This window comes from Pseudomonas alkylphenolica (assembly GCF_000746525.1).
Classification (GTDB): domain Bacteria; phylum Pseudomonadota; class Gammaproteobacteria; order Pseudomonadales; family Pseudomonadaceae; genus Aquipseudomonas; species Aquipseudomonas alkylphenolica.
In genome coordinates, this window is sequence record NZ_CP009048.1 from 5,160,181 (window position 1) to 5,176,070 (window position 15,890).

A 15,890-nucleotide genomic window follows, 5' to 3' on the forward strand; every position below is an offset into this window, starting at 1 on the left:
CTTCTCGTCCCCTGTCCATCGCGAGCTCAGACCATGCTCCATGAGTTGTTCAGCGTCTACCTGAAAATGCTCGTGCTCTACAGCCCGTTCTTTGTGCTCTCCTGCTTTATCAGCCTGACACGCGGCTACTCCAGCAAGGAGCGCAAACAACTGGCCTGGCGGGTGGCATTCGCCGCGCTGATCGCCAGCGTGGTGCTGTATCTGTTCGGTAGACAGATCTTCGGGGTGTTCGGCATCACCCCCGATGCCTTCCGCATCGGAGCCGGCAGCGTACTGTTCATCTCTGCGCTAGCCATGGCTCAGGGTAAGTCCGCCGTACAGACTGATAACGTTCAGCAGGACGTCACCATTGTCCCACTGACCATTCCCCTGACCGTCGGCCCCGGTACTATCGGCGCCCTGCTGGTCATGGGTGTCGGCCAGCCTGAGTGGGACGACAAGTTACTGGCCATTATCAGTATTGCCCTGGCCAGCTTCACCGTCGGCCTGGTGCTGTACCTCTCGCACCGGATCGAACGGCTACTTGGCGATCAGGGTTTGCAGATCGTCAGCCGGCTGATGGGGCTGTTCGTCTGCGCACTGGCAGCGCAGATCATCTTCAGCGGGATCAAGGGTTACCTGGCCTTATAAGCGGAAGCTTTTTCACATCGTTCAGGTTCTGCCGGGCTGTGCTGATCATGACTTTGTTACGCCACTCCTGCCTGAACAAACGAATATTGAAGCGGACCCGCTCCAAGGCGTTGGCCGCCACACGCACACCATTTTCGGGATTGGCGAACAGAAAGCGCTGAGCGAAATTCCTGGCTTTCAGTTCCTGATGATAGAGCACGATGTCGATGTAGCTACCCGCTCTGGTACACAGCAGCAACTGATAAATGGCCGTGTCCTTTTCCTTGCTCAATGCATTGTCTTCGAAGCACTCGAGTGCCTCGCCATCCTCGGACAAGCTGTGCAGTGCCTGTTTACCGGCAGTGACCATCTGCTGCGTAGCCAGCTGGGCAATGTGGCTGACCGCCTCCTCAGCCAACGGCCCGGGTTGTGGCCCTGGCACATAGGTATCGGGGGCAGGCGTCGCATCCCAGCCCAGGAACTGCAAGCGCCGTTTGTAATTGGTCAGCCAGTCCATGTTCAGCCCGCTGGCCCGTTCGCTGCGCGCAATCCGCTGGGCAAACAGATTGGCGAGGATCACGTCCTGCTGATCCTCAAAGCTCATCGTTGGCAAAAATGCAGTCAAACTACCGGAAACCACCGACACGCTCGCGGCTAATGGTTCATTCATACCCTATCCTCCCTGACACTGACCGGCATGACATATTGAGATCGAAGCAGCTCCAGCCGCTTCTCCAACAGCGCTCTGACCCCTGAAAAAACACCGGGGAACAGTTCGCCAACAAAGCTTCTGGTCACCTGATGGTTGATTTCTTCAGCCTGCAATTCCTGTGTTAACCATTGCCCATTCATGGCCTGGCTGGTTTCCAGGAACAGGCTGCTCGCCACCACCCGCAAGCCTGGCAATACCACCCGCAGCTCAAAAGCAAGACGAGTGACCGGCTTGATGCATGAGTCCTGTACCCGCTCCAGCGCCTCGGTGCTCAACACCTGCAGTGCGGGATGCATAGCAGGCAACGCTTGAACCTTCGCCAGTGCGTCGTTCAAGGCAGGCAGCATCTGGGCGGGCAACAACGCGCTCGACTCGTGCCCGGCAATCGCCAGAGGCGTGCCGGGCACGGGCGCCTTCACTACCTTGGTCTTCTCGGCAGAGGCACTGACAACCCAACCCAGCCCGGTATGCCTGTCCATATAGGTGCCGTGCCACTGCTTGTTTTCACCCAGCAACAGAAATTCGGCTGAAGCGTTAAGCCAGGCAAACAATTGAGAGTCGATGGCATCGTGGCGCTCACGCTCATCAAGATCAGTGGACAGCAGCATCAGACAGTTGCCGGACAGCACTAAAGAAAATGCTTGCGTATGCATTTCATACCTCCCTGTACCAAACAAAAGCACCGGCGACCGCAGTCGCCGGTGCCCGCCATCACGAGCGTTTTTTCGGCTCGATTGACAGGGTGAGCACGTCCTTTTTGCTTTTATCGCCTACGCGCTCAATCAGCGTGTCTTTGACCTGGTCATACAGACCGCGATGGAAGGACAGGGCAGCAGCGCCGGTATAGGTATCCGAATGGCTGGAGCTCCATTCAAAGACCAACACATTGGTTTTGCCCGGAGGCGACTCGGTGCTCTGCATACAGCCGACGCTCAGCAGCACCTCACCATTGGCGTGCTGGGTGCACACCGCCATGCTCAGCGCGGTGCCTTCTTTCTCGGCACTGGTGCGTTCAAATAGCGTGGTGGCCTCAGGGCTTTTCGCCAAAGTGTCAACCGCGTCGCGGGCAACGTTCACCAGTGTGGCTACCGTCGTGGCGCCTCCGGTGGCGTAACCCAGACCGGCCTGCACGGCCTTGACCAACAGGTTCTTGACCGACAGGTTCTGAGAACTTGCGACTTCCTTGGTGTACGAATACTTGATTGGCAGCCAACCGCAGGTTTGCATGGTCTGCAGGTAAGTCTGGAACCATTGCTGGCCTTCGGTCGTCGGGTAAAACTGCGCCGAAGCGGCGAGGGTACTGAACAGATGGCTGTACTTGAGTGCGTCGCTGTTTTCTGTGGACAGACCCACGAACACCAGAAGGTCGCCGTTGTTCAACTGGACATTGTTGCCAGCGCTTTGAATTTCACTCATGAGTGCTCTTCCTTGATCATTGATGGGGATGGCTTGCTGGCAAGCCACCCCCATCACATTGATCCGTCAGAGACACATTGGGCACGGTGAAACATGCCCTCTGGGGAGTCAGGGTTTGTGACCGTACCACCGGGGCGTATAAACCCATGGCTGCCGCCCCGGACGATCGAAGGCAACGGTAGTAGAGGAGCCGATCAGCACCATGGTGCGCATGTCCACATCCTCAGGCACCAGCGCTTGCAACTGAAGGACACGCAGCGTCTGCCCCGGCCGCCCCACATCACGACCAAGGACTACAGGCGTTGTTCCGAGACGGTGCTGGCGCACGATCTCCAGTGCCCGCCCCAGCTGCCAGGGCCGTGAGCGCGAGATCGGGTTGTAGAACGCCAACGCCAGATCGGCCTGACAGGCCAGGTCCAGGCGCTTCTCGATAATCGACCAGGGTTTGAGGTTGTCCGATAGCGACAGCACACAGAAGTCATGCCCCAGCGGCGCACCGGCCTGGGCGGCGGTGGCCAGAGACGCAGAAACGCCGGGCAGCACTTCAAGGTCAACCGCATGCCAGTGCGGATCAGTGGACTCGTGCAACGCCTCAAGCACCGCAGCGGCCATCGCAAATACACCCGGGTCGCCAGAGGACACCACCACCACCGAGCGCCCTTGGGCGGCCAGCTCGAAGGCATGCCGGGCGCGCTGCATTTCTTCGCGGTTGTCGGTGCAATGCATGACCTGGTCCGCCCGGAATGGGCCAGCCATGCGCACATAGGTCTCATAACCGAGGATATCGTTGGCGCGGGCCAGCTCGGCCTTGACTGCGGGCACCATGAGCTCGGCGGCGCCTGGGCCGAGACCGATCACCGCCAGTCGACCGCGGGCGCGACCGATCTGCAACGGGTCAATGGGCTGGCTCGAAACCAGAATTGCCAAACCTTCACTCACCGGCTGCGGTGGCAGTAACTGCGGCAACGCCTGTGCCGCCAGGGCACTGGCGCTTTCGGCAGCCGGTGCGAAACGCAGCGCAACACCCAGCTCGGCCGCTGCCGCATGCAGGTCCGGATCAGCCATCAGCGAATCGCTCGCCAACAGACAAGCCAAGGCGGGCTCGGCGATGCGTGCACTACGCAATGCATCACGTACCACAGTGGCCAGTTCCGGCACGACAGCCGTGACCGCCAGCATCACGCAACGCGGATAGATCACCAGCTCGTGGGCCGAAACTTCCCGCGCGTCGCAGCCAACATGAATGGCCAGTTGCGCCTGATCGCTCTGTGGCAACTGAGCATCGGCGAGCCAAGGCGCCTCCCCGTCGATACGCACCGATTCGCCAGCCAACAGGTCGCTGACAAAACGCTTGCCCAGCTCCAGGTCGGCCAGGGCATAGCCACTGGGCGGGTTGAGCAGGCAGGTACCAAAACGCAGTTCACCACTGGTGGTGATTGCCGCCGCGACACCCAGGCCCGCGGCTATTTCCCGGGCCATGAGGTTGACCCCAGCGAGGCCACCGAGCAGCGGCACCACAGCGCTGCCATCCTCGGCCACAGCCAGTACCGGTGGCTCGACGCCCTTTTCCAGCAGCAGGCTGGCCAGGGTGCGGATAACGATACCGGCCGCGCACAAGGCGATGATCGGTGTGTCCTGTAGATAGAGCTGACGCACAGTGGCACCGAACTCCTGATAGCTGCGATCGACGTCTTCGACCCGGCCCTGCAGGCCATGGATCAGCGCGTCCGGATACAGCTGCTGGATCTTGCGGGCAGTGGCGAGGCTGCCGGTGCCGAGAATGACAATCGCCGGTGCTTTGCGCGTCATCACCCCTGCCACCTTTCACCCGGAACGATGATCAGCGAGAAGTATGGCGACGACTGCGGATCGACCTCATCCAGGGCAACGATCTTCTGATTGGCCATGGTTGCCCGCTCCACGTACAGAGCACGCTCGGCCAGACCGAGTTCAGCCAGTACCTCACGAACCTTGGGGAAGTTGCGCCCAAGCTTCATGATCACTGCGGCATCGGCGTCGGCCAGGCGGCGTTTGAGCTCATCGTGCGGCAACACACCGGACAGCACCGACAGACTCTGGTTGCGATAGACCAGCGGCGCACCCAATACCGAAGCACCGCCAAGCATCGAGCAGACCCCCGGAATCACTTCGGCATCGTAGCGTTCAGCAAGCCGGTCATGCAGGTACATGTAGGAGCCATAAAAGAACGGATCACCTTCGCAGATCACCGCGACATCACGCCCGGCGTCCAGATGGGCAGCCACTTCCAGCGCGGCCTCATCATAAAAATCGCTGATTACCTGTTCGTACGACAACGGTGCGGGCAGCGCTTCGGTGGTCACTGGGTACACCAGCGGCAGCAACGTCTGGGCCTCCTGCAAGTGACCTTCGATGATGCCAAAGGCATTGCCACGCTTGCCCTTGGCGACGAAGTAAGCCACCACTGGCGACTCGCGCAGCAGGCGCAAGGCCTTGAGGGTAATCAGTTCCGGATCGCCGGGGCCCACGCCCAGGCCAAGCAAACGTCCACGAGCCTGCATCATTCGACCTCCGTGGCCAGGGCATTGACCGCAGCCGCCGCCATGGCGCTGCCGCCAAGACGGCCCTGCATGATCACAAAAGGCACGCCACGGCTGTCGGCAGCGAGCATTGCCTTGGATTCGGCAGCCCCGACAAAGCCCACCGGGAAGCCGAGAATCAAGGCCGGTTTCGGTGCACCGGCATCGAGCATTTCCAGCAGGTAGAACAACGCGGTCGGCGCGTTGCCAATCACCACCACGCTGCCTTCAAGGTGCGGGCGCCAGAGTTCCAGGGCCACCGCCGAGCGGGTGTTGCCCAGCTCACGGGCCAGATCCGGCACCTGTTCGTCACGCAACGTACAGATCACCGGGTTATTGGCTGGCAGACGAGCGCGGGTGATGCCTTCAGAGACCATCCGTGCATCGCAGAGGATCGGCGCGCCAGCGGCCAGGGCATCACGCCCGGCCTTGCCGGCGCCTGGCGAAAACTGCAGGCCATCAATGGCATCGACCATGCCGCATGCATGGATCACCCGAACCGCGAGTTTTTCCAGATCGGCAGGAATACGATCGAGCCGCGCTTCCTCCCGAATGATCGCGAAGGAATTGCGATAGATCTCCTGACCATCGCGGATGTAATCAATCATCAAGGGTGCTCCGTGGGCAGGCGTCTAGCAGTGCGCCGGCTTCTTTCAGTGTGAGGTTGCGTGCGCGCAGGCTGCCGAAACCCGGCTGGGCTGCGTCACGCAGATACAAGTCATAGTGGCCCGGGCTTTGCGCCAGCAAGGTGGCCGGAGCGACGTGGGCCATGGCACAGGAACGTGGACAGCCGCTCAAGTGCACGCTGGCCGGGGCGCCGCTGGTGAGCAATGTGGCCAGCAGCCGGGCATCGCCCTTGGTCTCGGCCTGGGCCTTGGCGCACCCGGCAGAACCGGTGCAGGCAACCAGACGAGCCAGCTGTTCATCTGCCGAGCACAGCAGGCCGAGTTGGGCCAGTCCGGTCTGAACGGCGTCGACGTGGCGGTGTGGGATATTGGGTAGCAACAGGCTCTGCCAAGGTGTCATGCGCAGACTGCCGTCACCCCATTCACGCGCCAGTTGCGCAGCGCCGCGCAACATCGACGGGCTCAGACGGCCCAACGGTGCAGCACCGCCGACCGCGCTCAGGTCAGCTTGGCACTGTGGATAAATCCCCAGATAGCGGCTGCCTGCCGTTGCCGGGCGACGCCATTGCAAGACAGCCGGGTCGCGACGGATCGACAAACCGAGCCCCGCGACAAAATCGTCCGGCGAATGCTCGACCAGCAACTGACGCATCCGCACTTGCTCTGGTGTGGCCAGGTCGAGAAAGCGATGGAGCACCGCCAGCACCAGCGCATGCCCCTGAGCCAGGGGCACAGCACCCAGGGGTGCATCCTGCGCAGGGCAACCTGCCAGGCCAAACACCAGCCATAGTGCACCATCCAGCTGCACGGCGCTGAGCCACAGGTCATGGGGGTGTTCAAGCATCGCCAACGCTTCGCCGCCATCCAGCTGCACGGCGAACTTGGCGGAAAGCTGATGAAAGCGCGCAGTGGTTTCCAGCGCCTGCAGCAGCTGCGCCGCCAAAGGGCGGGTGTCGAACAGCATCTGCGGATCGACCCCGGCTACCGGGCTGAGCATCAGGTTACGCACATCGTCCCCCGCAGCATCGCGCGGGCCCAGGCCGGCCGCCAACAACAGTTCGATCAGCCCGGCCTGTTCGTTGCCGATGCCACGGACCTGCAGATTGCCCCGGTTGGTGGCCTCGATCTCGCCGGCGGCAAACCGTTCGGCAGCACTAGCGACCGCATCAGCCTGGTCTGCCGTGAGCGCACCGCCGGCCAGCTTGATCCGGCAGATCCCACCGTCTTTGGCCTGGACGATACGCAGCAACCCCGGACAGGCCGAGGGGCGCAACGAAGCGTGGGGCTGGTGGGCCGATACAGGCTGGTTCAAAAGGTCACCCGACAATCGTGAAAAGGCACTTCAGTGTAGAAGGCGCGGTATTATGCCTGCTTTGTCCGAAGGCATGAAAAGCCTGCCGGTCGGATTGCTGGGTATTGAGGAAAACGCATGTCGCCGTGGCTGACTGTAGTAGGTATCGGTGAAGACGGCTTCAGTGGCCTGGGCAAGAATGCCCGGCGTGCACTGTTGGCTGCTTCACGGGTGTTTGGCGGCCAGCGCCAGCTGGATTTGCTGCCGCGCTGTATCCGCGGCGAACGCCTGTTGTGGCCCAGCCCCTTCTCCCTGGCGCCAGTGCTGGCCCTGCGCGGCGAACCGGTGTGCGTGCTGGCCAGCGGTGACCCGATGTTCTTCGGGGTGGGCGCCAGCCTCGCCCGCCAGCTCGACGCCGATGAGATGAACGTGTTGCCGATGCCCTCCTCCTGCGCCCTGGCTGCCGCGCGCCTGGGCTGGCCGTTGCAGGAGGTGACGACACTGTCGGTGGTGGCCCGGCCACTCAGTGCCCTCAATGTTCATCTCTATAGCGGTGTGCGCTTGCTGGTGCTGAGCAACGATGGCAGCAGCCCTGCGGCGATTGCCGCGTTGCTGCGCGAACGTGGCTTCGGGCCGAGCCGTATACAGGTCTTCGAGCACCTTGGCGGTAGCGCCGAACGCTGCCTCGAAGGCACTGCCGGACGCTGGCCGCACAGCGACATCGCCGACTTGAACCTGGTTGCCATCGAATGCCTGGCCGCGCCCGATGCACCGCGCCTGTCGCCCCTGGCAGGTCTGCCTGACGCCGCCTTCGAGCACGACGGTCAACTGACCAAACGTGACGTACGCGCCATCACCCTCGCCCGCCTGGCGCCACAACCGGGTGAGTTGCTGTGGGATGTCGGCGCTGGCAGCGGCTCGATCGGCATCGAGTGGATGCGCGCCCACCCCAGCTGCCGGGCACTGGCGATTGAATCCGATGAGGGTCGCCAACAACTGATCGAGCACAACCGCGATGCCCTTGGCGTCCCTGGCCTGCAATTGATCCGTGGCCGTGCTCCGCAGGCGCTGGAGGGGCTGGAGCGCCCGGATGCGATCTTCATCGGCGGCGGCGTCACCCGTGAAGGCGTGCTGCAACATTGCTGGGCGCAACTGCGCCCGGGTGGCCGCCTGGTGGCCAATGCAGTGACTCTGCAAAGCGAGCTGACCCTGGTCAACTGGCGTGAACAACATGGCGGCGAACTGACCCGCATCCATATCGCCCAGGCACAACCCTTGGGCGAGTTCGACACCTGGCGCCAAGCCTTGCCGATCACCCTGCTAGAAGCGATCAAGCCCGTTGATGCGTGACGAGACCCAGGAACAACCCGCCCCCCTGCGCAGCGGCCTGACTACCGGCAGCTGCGCCACTGCCACCAGTCTTGCCGCGGCACGTCTGCTGTTGACCGGTGCCCAGAGCGACGCCGTGCAGATCACCTTGCCCAAGGGCAAGCAGGTGCAAATGCGCCTGGAGTTCTGTCGCCTGCACGAGGACGGCGCCGAAGCCGGCACCCTCAAGGATGCCGGTGACGACCCCGATGTTACCCATGGTGCCCTGCTCTACAGTCGCGTGCGCCTGCAGGCTGAACCCGGCGTGCGCTTTGTCGCTGGCACAGGCGTGGGTACCGTGACCCGTCCCGGTCTGGTCCTGGCGGTGGGCGAACCGGCGATCAACCCGGTGCCACGGCGGATGATGACCGAGCACCTGCAGCAGCTTGCCGAAGCGTGTGCGTACAACGGCGGTTTTGAAGTCACGGTAAATGTGCAGGACGGCGAAAGCCTGGCGCTGAAAACCATGAACCCGCGCCTGGGCATTCTGGGTGGCCTGTCGATTCTTGGCACTAGCGGTATCGTTCGGCCGTTCTCCTGCTCGGCCTATATCGCCTCGATCCATCAAGGTATCGATGTGGCGAAAACCAACGGCTACCTGCACATCGCCGCCTGCACCGGCAACGCCAGCGAAGACACCATGCGCCGGGTCTACAACCTGCCGGAAATCGCCCTGATCGAAATGGGCGACTTCGTCGGCGCAGTACTCAAACACCTGCGCAAAGTGCCGGTGGATAAACTCAGCCTGTGCGGCGGCTTCGGCAAGATCAGCAAACTCGCCGCCGGCCACATGGACCTGCACAGCCGCCACTCCAGCATCGACTTGCCGCAACTGGCCGAGTGGGCCGCAGCCATAGGTGCCGACAGCGACTTGCAAGCGGCGATTCGCCAGGCCAACACCAGCCAGCAGGCCCTGGCCATGGCCAGCGCTGCAGGTATCGCCCTGGGTGATGCGGTGTGCGCCCATGCCCTGGCCTTTGCGCGCAGCGTAGTGCCTGCCCAGGTGCAGGTAGAAGTGTTTGCCATTGATCGGCAAGGCGCCATCGTTGGCCATGCCGCTCACCCCGGTGGGAGCGAGCTTGCTGTGGGAGCGAGCTTGCCTCGCGATGCGATTTGACTGACAACATGCGATCGCGGGGCAAGCCCGCTCCCACCGAGAGGCGAGCAACTGTATGAAGCGTATCTTGCTGCTTGGCGGCGTCACCGAGGCATTGACCATTGCCCGTACCCTAGGCCCTGCGCATGTCTACAGCCTGGCCGGGATTGGCCGGGTGCCCAGTGACTTGAGATGTCAGGTGCGGGTTGGCGGTTTTGGTGGGGCCGAGGGCTTGGCCGCTTATCTACTCGCGGAAAACATCGACCTGTTGATCGACGCCACCCATCCCTATGCTGCGCAGATCAGCGCCAACGCAGCCCGCGCCGCACAGCTAACCGGCATTCCCTGCTGGGCCCTGCGACGGCCGGCCTGGCAGGCGCAAGCCGGAGATGACTGGCGCGAAGTGGCCGACTGGGCTGAATTGATCGAAGCGCTGCGGCCGTTCCGGCGTCCGCTGTTCACCCTTGGCCGCGAGCCCTTGCAGCATCTCGACGAAATCCCGGAGCAGCAGTTCTGGACCTTGCGTGCTCTGGAAGCCTGTCCCGGAAATGAGCGTTGTGAAGTGATCGGCGCACGCGGGCCGTTTCACCTCGAAGACGAACGTGCGTTGTTCGAGCGTCGGCAGATTGATGTGCTGATCAGCAAAAACAGTGGCAGCGGTGCGACTGAGCCCAAGCTGGAAGTCGCAAGAGAGCGTGGTGTACCTGTGCTGGTGCTGAAGCGGCCTGAGTTGCCGGTGGTCGATAGGGAGTTCTTTACTGTCGATGAGATGGTCGCTGCACTCGACCTGTAACGAAATTGCGGGGCAAGCCACACAGGATACAAGGCTTGTCGTAGGAGCGGATTCATCCGCGAAGGGTCGCGATGCGGCCCCAAAAAAGGGACTGCGAGGCAGTCCTTCGCGGATGAATCCGCTCCTACAAATTACGGCGACTGATCTAGGCCTATACGGAAGAGATCCGCGGGCGGCGGCCATACGACATCCGTAAGATAGTTTCTAAAGACGCGAAATCTGAAGCTTTCGATGCGCCCTACCTGCTGTTTCAGACTTTTCTGAATGGCTCAATCGTCCCCCCCTGCCTTACACTACGCCCTCTCCCCCTGGAAGAATTCGCCCATATGGAAATGCAATGGTGGATCTGGCTGGTGTTCGGTTTCGGCCTGGTTGTGCTCGAACTCGTGCTGCCGACCTTCTTCATTCTCTGGTTCGGCATCGGCGCTGTGCTGGTGTCGTTCATCGCCTACCTGGCCCCGAGCCTGCAGCTCGACATGCAGGTGCTGCTCTGGGTAGCGCTCTCGTCCATCACCACGCTGCTGTGGTTCAAGGTGTTTCGCAAGAAGAAGCCGGACACCCGCTGGACCGCCGACAACGTGATCGGCGAAGTCGGCCTGCTCACCGCCACGGTCTCCGAGTTCACCAAGGGCCGTGTGCGCTTCCAGAAGCCTATCCTCGGCAACGAGGAATGGATCTGCGTCGCCGATGCCGAGATCCCGTCGGGCGAGCGCGTACGCATCACTGCCATCGAAGGCAATACTGCCCGGGTCACCCGGGCCTGATCAGCAAAAGGAAAGCTTGATACATGACCAGCCTTATCGTCGCCGCCACTATCGCCGCGTTCGTCATCATTACCCTGTTCAAAGGGGTGCGCATCGTGCCTCAGGGCGAGGAGTGGATCGTCGAGCGCCTGGGTCGCTACCACGCCACCCTCAAGCCCGGCCTGAACATCGTCATTCCCTACATGGACGTGGTCGCCTACCGCCTGCCGACCAAGGACATCATCCTCGACGTGCAGCAACAGGAAATCATCACCCGCGACAACGCCGTCATCGTCGCCAACGCGCTGTGCTTCGCCAAGGTCGTCGACCCGCAGAAAGCCGCCTACGGGGTGCAGGATTTCACCTACGCGGTGACCAGCCTGACCATGACCTCGTTGCGTGCCATTGTCGGCGCCATGGATCTGGACGAAGCCCTCTCCAGCCGCGAACAGATCAAGGCCCGTCTGCGCGAAGCGATGTCGGAGCAGACCGAAGACTGGGGCGTGACCGTCCGCTCGGTCGAGATCCAGGACATCAAGCCTTCGGAAAACATGCAGTCGGCCATGGAACGTCAGGCCGCTGCCGAGCGTGAACGTAAAGCCGATGTCACCCGTGCCGAAGGTGCCAAGCAGGCGGCCATTCTCGAAGCCGAAGCCCGCCTGCAATCGGCCAAGCTCGATGCCGAAGCGCAGATCAACCTGGCCGAAGCCTCGGCCCGTTCAATCACCCTGGTCAGGGACGCGGTTGGCAGCGAGATCACCCCGGCGATGTACTTGCTGGGCGAGCGCTACATCGGTGCGATGGAAAACCTGGCCGGCAGCGACAACGCCAAAGTCGTGGTGCTCCCGGCCGACCTGCAGGAGACCGTGCGTGGTTTGATGGGCCGCAACAAGGCCGTCTGACGACTTTGGTGGGAGCAGGCTTGCCGTGGGAGCGGGCTTGCCCCGCGATCGCATGCTGTCAGTCAAATCGCATCGCGGGGCAAGCCCGCTCCCACCACAGAGGCTGCTTTACAAAGCACTAGGCCAAGACAGTTGCTCCCACCGTGCGACACTTCATCGCATGCCCGGCTTTTTTACATATACTTTCAACTCTGGCTAAATAGCCACCATTCGATTCCTGACCGGATCTCTCCATGCCATCACATCGGCTTGCCCATGCCTGGATCGCCTGCTTTGCAGTGCTGTTCAATCTGCTGGCCATGCCGTTGTCCGCTGCCGCGCCAAAAAGCCAGAGCGAACAGTTGCTCTGGGGCGCGTTCTGCTCCACTGGCGGCACCAAGCTGATCGCCATTTCTCTAGGCTCGCCGGACGGCAGCCAACAGAACGATGACCACTCGACCATGCAGCATTGCTGGTGCTGTTCCGGGGCCGCGCCACTGTTGGCACTGCCAGGGCATCCGCCACGCTTGCTGCTGCCTGCCCAGGACTTTGCACCGCCCAGGATCCTGCTCAGCGCCAACCAGCCGACCCCGCGTCAGCTGTGGCCGGCGCTGAATCCGCGCGCCTCCCCTCTGGCCTGATTTCACTACGCTCACTGCTGCGAACCTGAATCGACTGGAGAATCACCATGTTCAAGAACGCCCTGCTGCTGGCCGCCCTGTTGCTGCCGGCAACCTTTGCCACTGCCCACGAATACACCAAGGGTGATCTGCATATCGCCCATCCGTGGTCGCAGGAACTGCCGCCCAACGCCCCTAACGTTGCTGCCTACTTCGTCATCCATAACAACGGTACTGCCGCCGATACGCTGCTCCGTGTCGACAGCCCGATCAGCGACGATGCCCAGTTGCATGAGCATGTGCACAAAGACGGCCTGATGAAAATGCAGCAGGTACAGAGCGTCGAAGTGGCCCCAGGCAAAGACCTGGTGTTCGCCCCCGGTGCCTACCACGTGATGCTGATGCAACCCAAAGACCGCAGCCTGCTGACTGACGGCAAGCGCTTCCCGTTGACCCTGCATTTCAAGAACGCAGGCGATATCACCGTCGAAGTCACGGTGCAGAAGCAAGCGCCCGAAGGTGAAGTACACAATCACTGACCGCTGAACGCTGCTCGCCATGAGCATCGCCCGCAGCAGCCTCACCCGCCACGCGCGCCCTGACTCCAGAAGGGTGCGCGGCAGCTGGCTGAGCCTGTTCGCCATGTTGATGATCTTTATCGGCCCACTGGTTTCCCAGTCGATGCCGATGGATCACCGTGCCATGTCGAAAGACATGGGCATGAGCATGTCCATGAGCATGGACAGCAGCGCTGATTGCCATGGCGACAGCCATCACAACAGCAGTCCATCGCTGCATGTGATCTGGGAGAAATGTGGCTACTGCAGCCTGTTCTTCCACTGCCCGGCACTGCCGCAGGCCCTGAGCCTGCTCAATACCGAAGCGGCGCCTGCCAGCAGCAGCCTGATCGTCCAGCCCCGCCAGGGCCATGCCCGGCAGACTGTTTTCCCCGGGGCCCGAACCCGCGCCCCACCGTCCTTCATCGCTGTCTGAAAACACTTTCCGCACTCAAGGCTCCGGCACCTTGCCGCTGACCTTGCGCGCCTTCATGACTGATCGATGTTGGAATCACTATGTCCAGCTGTACTGCTGTCTTTCGTTTGTCCCTGCGCGGGACCCTCGCCGTGATCTGCGGCACCCTGCTCAGCCCTTTCGCCCTGGCCGCCAGCCAGCCGCATGACGAGCACGCTCACGACGCCCCCGAACTGAGCCCGACGGTGATCACCGCCGTCGCCCCCAGCTCGCCCCTGACCATCGTCACCAACCCCAAGGACCCACGCCAACCGGTGCCGGCCAGCGATGGCGCCGACTACCTGAAAACCATCCCCGGCTTTTCCGCGATCCGCGCCGGCGGCACCAATGGCGACCCGGTACTGCGCGGCATGTTCGGCTCGCGCCTGAACATCCTCACCAACGGCGGCGTGATGCTCGGCGCCTGCCCCAACCGGATGGACGCCCCCACCTCTTACATCTCGCCGGAAACCTATGATCGCCTGACCGTGATCAAAGGCCCGCAAAGCGTGATCTGGGGCCCAGGCGCATCGGCCGGAACCATCCTCTTTGACCGTGACCCGGAGAAATTCGGTGAGCTGGGCAGCCGGGTCAACGCCAGCCTGCTGGCCGGCTCCAACGGCCGCTTCGACAAAGTCGTCGACACCGCTGCGGGCAACGCGCTTGGCTACGTACGCTTTGTCGGCAACCAATCGCACTCGGATGATTACGAAGACGGCAATGGCGACACCGTGCCGTCGCGCTGGGACAAGTGGAATGGCGACGTGGCCCTGGGCTGGACACCCGATGCCGACACCCTGGTGGAACTCACGGCCGGCAAGGGCGACGGCGAAGCCCGTTACGCCGGGCGCGGCATGGACGGCTCGCAGTTCAAGCGCGAAAGCCTCGGCCTGCGCTTTGAGAAGTCCAACATTGGCGAGGTCTGGGACAAGCTTGAAGCCCAGGTCTACTACAACTACGCCGACCACGTGATGGACAACTACACCCTGCGCACGCCCTCGGGCACGGGGATGATGGGTATGCCGATGGTCAGCAACGTCGACCGCCGCACCCTGGGCGGCCGGATCAAGGGCACCTGGCGCTGGAGCGAGCTGCAATTGATCGCCGGCGTCGATGCGCAGACCAACGAACACCGCAAGCGCGGCGGCATGGGCATTGACGTGCACAAGGAGATGCCCTGGACCAAAGACGCCGACTTCCACAACTACGGCGCGTTCGGCGAACTGACCTGGTATGCCGCCGAGCAGGACCGCGTGATCACCGGCGCGCGCCTGGACCGTGCCTCGGCCAAGGACTACCGGGAAACCAGCGCCACCAACGGCGATACACGCGCAGACACCCTGCCCAGCGGTTTTGTCCGCTACGAGCATGACCTCGTCGAGATCCCTGCCACCACCTACGTTGGCCTCGGCCATGCCGAGCGCTTCCCCGACTACTGGGAGCTGTTCTCGCCCAAATCGGGGCCAGCCGGTTCGGTCAATGCCTTCGACAGCATCAAACCGGAGAAAACCACCCAGCTGGACTTCGGCATCCAGTACCAGAACGAAAATCTGCAAGCCTGGGCGTCAGGCTATGTCGGACAGATCCGCGACTACATCCTCTTCGACTACCGCACGAACATGATGGGCAAGAGCAGCTCGCGGGCGCAGAACGTCGACGCGCGGATCATGGGAGGCGAACTGGGGGCAGCGTATATGTTGACCTCCAACTGGAAAGCCGACGCAACCCTGGCCTACGCTTGGGGCAAGAACAGCAGTGATGGCACGGCGCTACCACAGATGCCACCCCTGGAGAGCCGCCTGGGGCTGACCTACAGCCGCGACGACTGGAGCGCCGGGGCGTTGTGGCGGCTCGTCGCCGCGCAGAACCGCGTCGCCGAGGGCTACGGCAACGTGGTCGGCAAGGACTATGAAAAAAGCGCGGGTTTCGGGGTGTTTTCGCTCAATGGCAGCTACAAGGTCAGCACGCACCTGAAGCTCAGTGCGGGGGTCGACAACCTGTTCGACAAGGCTTACGCCGAACATCTGAACCTGGCGGGTAATGCCGGCTTTGGTTATCCCGCGAGCGATCCACAGGCCATCAATGAGCCGGGGCGCACGCTCTGGACCAAAGTCGACCTGAGTTTCTGATCCATCACCGGGGCGCGATCAGCGATCGCGCCTTCTC

17 protein-coding genes are annotated in these 15,890 nt (G+C 62.3%); 10 read left to right on the top strand and 7 right to left on the bottom strand.

Going from position 1 to position 15,890, the window contains the following annotated elements:
• Positions 1-33 precede the first annotated feature (33 nt).
• Positions 34-630, top strand: coding sequence for a type III secretion system genes modulator TspR (gene tspR / locus PSAKL28_RS23675; RefSeq protein ID WP_038615090.1), 597 nt, complete (start codon positions 34-36; stop codon positions 628-630).
• Here the strand turns inward: tspR and PSAKL28_RS23680 are convergent.
• From PSAKL28_RS23680 to cobG, 7 genes are all read right to left on the bottom strand, one after another.
• Positions 608-1,279 (bottom strand): hypothetical protein, encoded by a 672-nt coding sequence (locus tag PSAKL28_RS23680; protein WP_157687069.1) that lies wholly within the window; start codon positions 1,277-1,279, stop codon positions 608-610. The two genes, tspR and PSAKL28_RS23680, sit on opposite strands and share 23 nt — an antisense overlap.
• Entirely contained in the window at positions 1,276-1,974 is a 699-nt protein-coding gene (locus PSAKL28_RS23685; RefSeq protein ID WP_038615094.1) for a hypothetical protein, read from the bottom strand. The genes PSAKL28_RS23680 and PSAKL28_RS23685 overlap by 4 nt, the downstream gene beginning before the upstream one ends.
• A 58-nt stretch (positions 1,975-2,032) precedes the next feature.
• The gene (locus PSAKL28_RS23690; protein ID WP_038615095.1) at positions 2,033-2,737 is read right to left on the bottom strand and encodes a hypothetical protein; all 705 of its coding nucleotides are present in this window, start codon (positions 2,735-2,737) and stop codon (positions 2,033-2,035) included.
• A gap of 108 nt (positions 2,738-2,845) precedes the next feature.
• Complete coding sequence (gene cobJ, locus PSAKL28_RS23695) at positions 2,846-4,546, bottom strand: precorrin-3B C(17)-methyltransferase (RefSeq protein WP_038615096.1); 1,701 nt, start codon at positions 4,544-4,546, stop codon at positions 2,846-2,848.
• Positions 4,546-5,280, bottom strand: coding sequence for a precorrin-2 C(20)-methyltransferase (locus tag PSAKL28_RS23700; RefSeq protein ID WP_174446950.1), 735 nt, complete (start codon positions 5,278-5,280; stop codon positions 4,546-4,548). The genes cobJ and PSAKL28_RS23700 overlap by 1 nt, the downstream gene beginning before the upstream one ends.
• Positions 5,277-5,903, bottom strand: a complete 627-nt coding sequence (locus tag PSAKL28_RS23705) for a precorrin-8X methylmutase (protein ID WP_038615097.1) — start codon at positions 5,901-5,903, stop codon at positions 5,277-5,279. The genes PSAKL28_RS23700 and PSAKL28_RS23705 overlap by 4 nt, the downstream gene beginning before the upstream one ends.
• Positions 5,896-7,233 carry a precorrin-3B synthase gene (gene cobG / locus PSAKL28_RS23710; protein WP_306452884.1) on the bottom strand — a complete coding sequence of 446 codons (1,338 nt, stop codon included), beginning with the start codon at positions 7,231-7,233 and terminating at the stop codon, positions 5,896-5,898. The genes PSAKL28_RS23705 and cobG overlap by 8 nt, the downstream gene beginning before the upstream one ends.
• 117 nt (positions 7,234-7,350) lie before the next feature.
• On the opposite strand from cobG, the gene PSAKL28_RS23715 reads away from it, so the two are divergent.
• The 9 genes from PSAKL28_RS23715 to PSAKL28_RS23755 all read left to right on the top strand — a co-directional run bounded on the left by PSAKL28_RS23715 (position 7,351) and on the right by PSAKL28_RS23755 (position 15,853).
• Positions 7,351-8,562, top strand: a complete 1,212-nt coding sequence (locus PSAKL28_RS23715; protein WP_038615101.1) for a bifunctional cobalt-precorrin-7 (C(5))-methyltransferase/cobalt-precorrin-6B (C(15))-methyltransferase — start codon at positions 7,351-7,353, stop codon at positions 8,560-8,562.
• Positions 8,555-9,697, top strand: a complete 1,143-nt coding sequence (locus tag PSAKL28_RS23720) for a cobalt-precorrin-5B (C(1))-methyltransferase (protein ID WP_051939556.1) — start codon at positions 8,555-8,557, stop codon at positions 9,695-9,697. Before PSAKL28_RS23715 ends, PSAKL28_RS23720 begins: the two co-directional genes overlap by 8 nt.
• Before the next feature lie 55 nt (positions 9,698-9,752).
• Positions 9,753-10,469, top strand: coding sequence for a cobalt-precorrin-6A reductase (locus PSAKL28_RS23725; protein WP_038615102.1), 717 nt, complete (start codon positions 9,753-9,755; stop codon positions 10,467-10,469).
• Positions 10,470-10,795: 326 nt separating this feature from the next.
• Complete coding sequence (locus PSAKL28_RS23730; RefSeq protein WP_038615103.1) at positions 10,796-11,233, top strand: NfeD family protein; 438 nt, start codon at positions 10,796-10,798, stop codon at positions 11,231-11,233.
• 23 nt (positions 11,234-11,256) lie between these two features.
• Positions 11,257-12,114 carry an SPFH domain-containing protein gene (locus PSAKL28_RS23735; RefSeq protein WP_038615104.1) on the top strand — a complete coding sequence of 286 codons (858 nt, stop codon included), beginning with the start codon at positions 11,257-11,259 and terminating at the stop codon, positions 12,112-12,114.
• A 233-nt stretch (positions 12,115-12,347) separates the two neighbouring features.
• Positions 12,348-12,734, top strand: a complete 387-nt coding sequence (locus tag PSAKL28_RS23740) for a DUF2946 domain-containing protein (protein ID WP_038615105.1) — start codon at positions 12,348-12,350, stop codon at positions 12,732-12,734.
• 47 nt (positions 12,735-12,781) lie between these two features.
• Positions 12,782-13,252, top strand: a complete 471-nt coding sequence (locus tag PSAKL28_RS23745; protein ID WP_038615107.1) for a copper chaperone PCu(A)C — start codon at positions 12,782-12,784, stop codon at positions 13,250-13,252.
• Positions 13,253-13,271: 19 nt separating this feature from the next.
• A complete protein-coding gene (locus PSAKL28_RS23750; protein ID WP_038615109.1) occupies positions 13,272-13,706 on the top strand; it encodes a DUF2946 domain-containing protein in 435 nt (144 codons plus the stop codon).
• Between the two features lie 80 nt (positions 13,707-13,786).
• Positions 13,787-15,853: a TonB-dependent copper receptor gene (locus PSAKL28_RS23755; RefSeq protein WP_038615111.1), complete on the top strand. Its 2,067-nt coding sequence runs from the start codon at positions 13,787-13,789 to the stop codon at positions 15,851-15,853.
• The last annotated feature ends 37 nt before the right edge of the window (positions 15,854-15,890 follow it).

Excerpts from the sequence above, each read along its gene's own strand:
- tspR (WP_038615090.1), top strand. The coding sequence starts at position 34 with ATGCTCCATGAGTTGTTCAGCGTCTACCTGAAAATGCTCGTGCTCTAC.
- PSAKL28_RS23680 (WP_157687069.1), bottom strand. The coding sequence starts at position 1,279 with ATGAATGAACCATTAGCCGCGAGCGTGTCGGTGGTTTCCGGTAGTTTG.
- PSAKL28_RS23685 (WP_038615094.1), bottom strand. The coding sequence starts at position 1,974 with ATGCATACGCAAGCATTTTCTTTAGTGCTGTCCGGCAACTGTCTGATG.
- PSAKL28_RS23690 (WP_038615095.1), bottom strand. The coding sequence starts at position 2,737 with ATGAGTGAAATTCAAAGCGCTGGCAACAATGTCCAGTTGAACAACGGC.
- cobJ (WP_038615096.1), bottom strand. The coding sequence starts at position 4,546 with ATGACGCGCAAAGCACCGGCGATTGTCATTCTCGGCACCGGCAGCCTC.
- PSAKL28_RS23700 (WP_174446950.1), bottom strand. The coding sequence starts at position 5,280 with ATGATGCAGGCTCGTGGACGTTTGCTTGGCCTGGGCGTGGGCCCCGGC.
- PSAKL28_RS23705 (WP_038615097.1), bottom strand. The coding sequence starts at position 5,903 with ATGATTGATTACATCCGCGATGGTCAGGAGATCTATCGCAATTCCTTC.
- PSAKL28_RS23715 (WP_038615101.1), top strand. The coding sequence starts at position 7,351 with ATGTCGCCGTGGCTGACTGTAGTAGGTATCGGTGAAGACGGCTTCAGT.
- PSAKL28_RS23720 (WP_051939556.1), top strand. The coding sequence starts at position 8,555 with ATGCGTGACGAGACCCAGGAACAACCCGCCCCCCTGCGCAGCGGCCTG.
- PSAKL28_RS23725 (WP_038615102.1), top strand. The coding sequence starts at position 9,753 with ATGAAGCGTATCTTGCTGCTTGGCGGCGTCACCGAGGCATTGACCATT.
- PSAKL28_RS23730 (WP_038615103.1), top strand. The coding sequence starts at position 10,796 with ATGGAAATGCAATGGTGGATCTGGCTGGTGTTCGGTTTCGGCCTGGTT.
- PSAKL28_RS23735 (WP_038615104.1), top strand. The coding sequence starts at position 11,257 with ATGACCAGCCTTATCGTCGCCGCCACTATCGCCGCGTTCGTCATCATT.
- PSAKL28_RS23740 (WP_038615105.1), top strand. The coding sequence starts at position 12,348 with ATGCCATCACATCGGCTTGCCCATGCCTGGATCGCCTGCTTTGCAGTG.
- PSAKL28_RS23745 (WP_038615107.1), top strand. The coding sequence starts at position 12,782 with ATGTTCAAGAACGCCCTGCTGCTGGCCGCCCTGTTGCTGCCGGCAACC.
- PSAKL28_RS23750 (WP_038615109.1), top strand. The coding sequence starts at position 13,272 with ATGAGCATCGCCCGCAGCAGCCTCACCCGCCACGCGCGCCCTGACTCC.
- PSAKL28_RS23755 (WP_038615111.1), top strand. The coding sequence starts at position 13,787 with ATGTCCAGCTGTACTGCTGTCTTTCGTTTGTCCCTGCGCGGGACCCTC.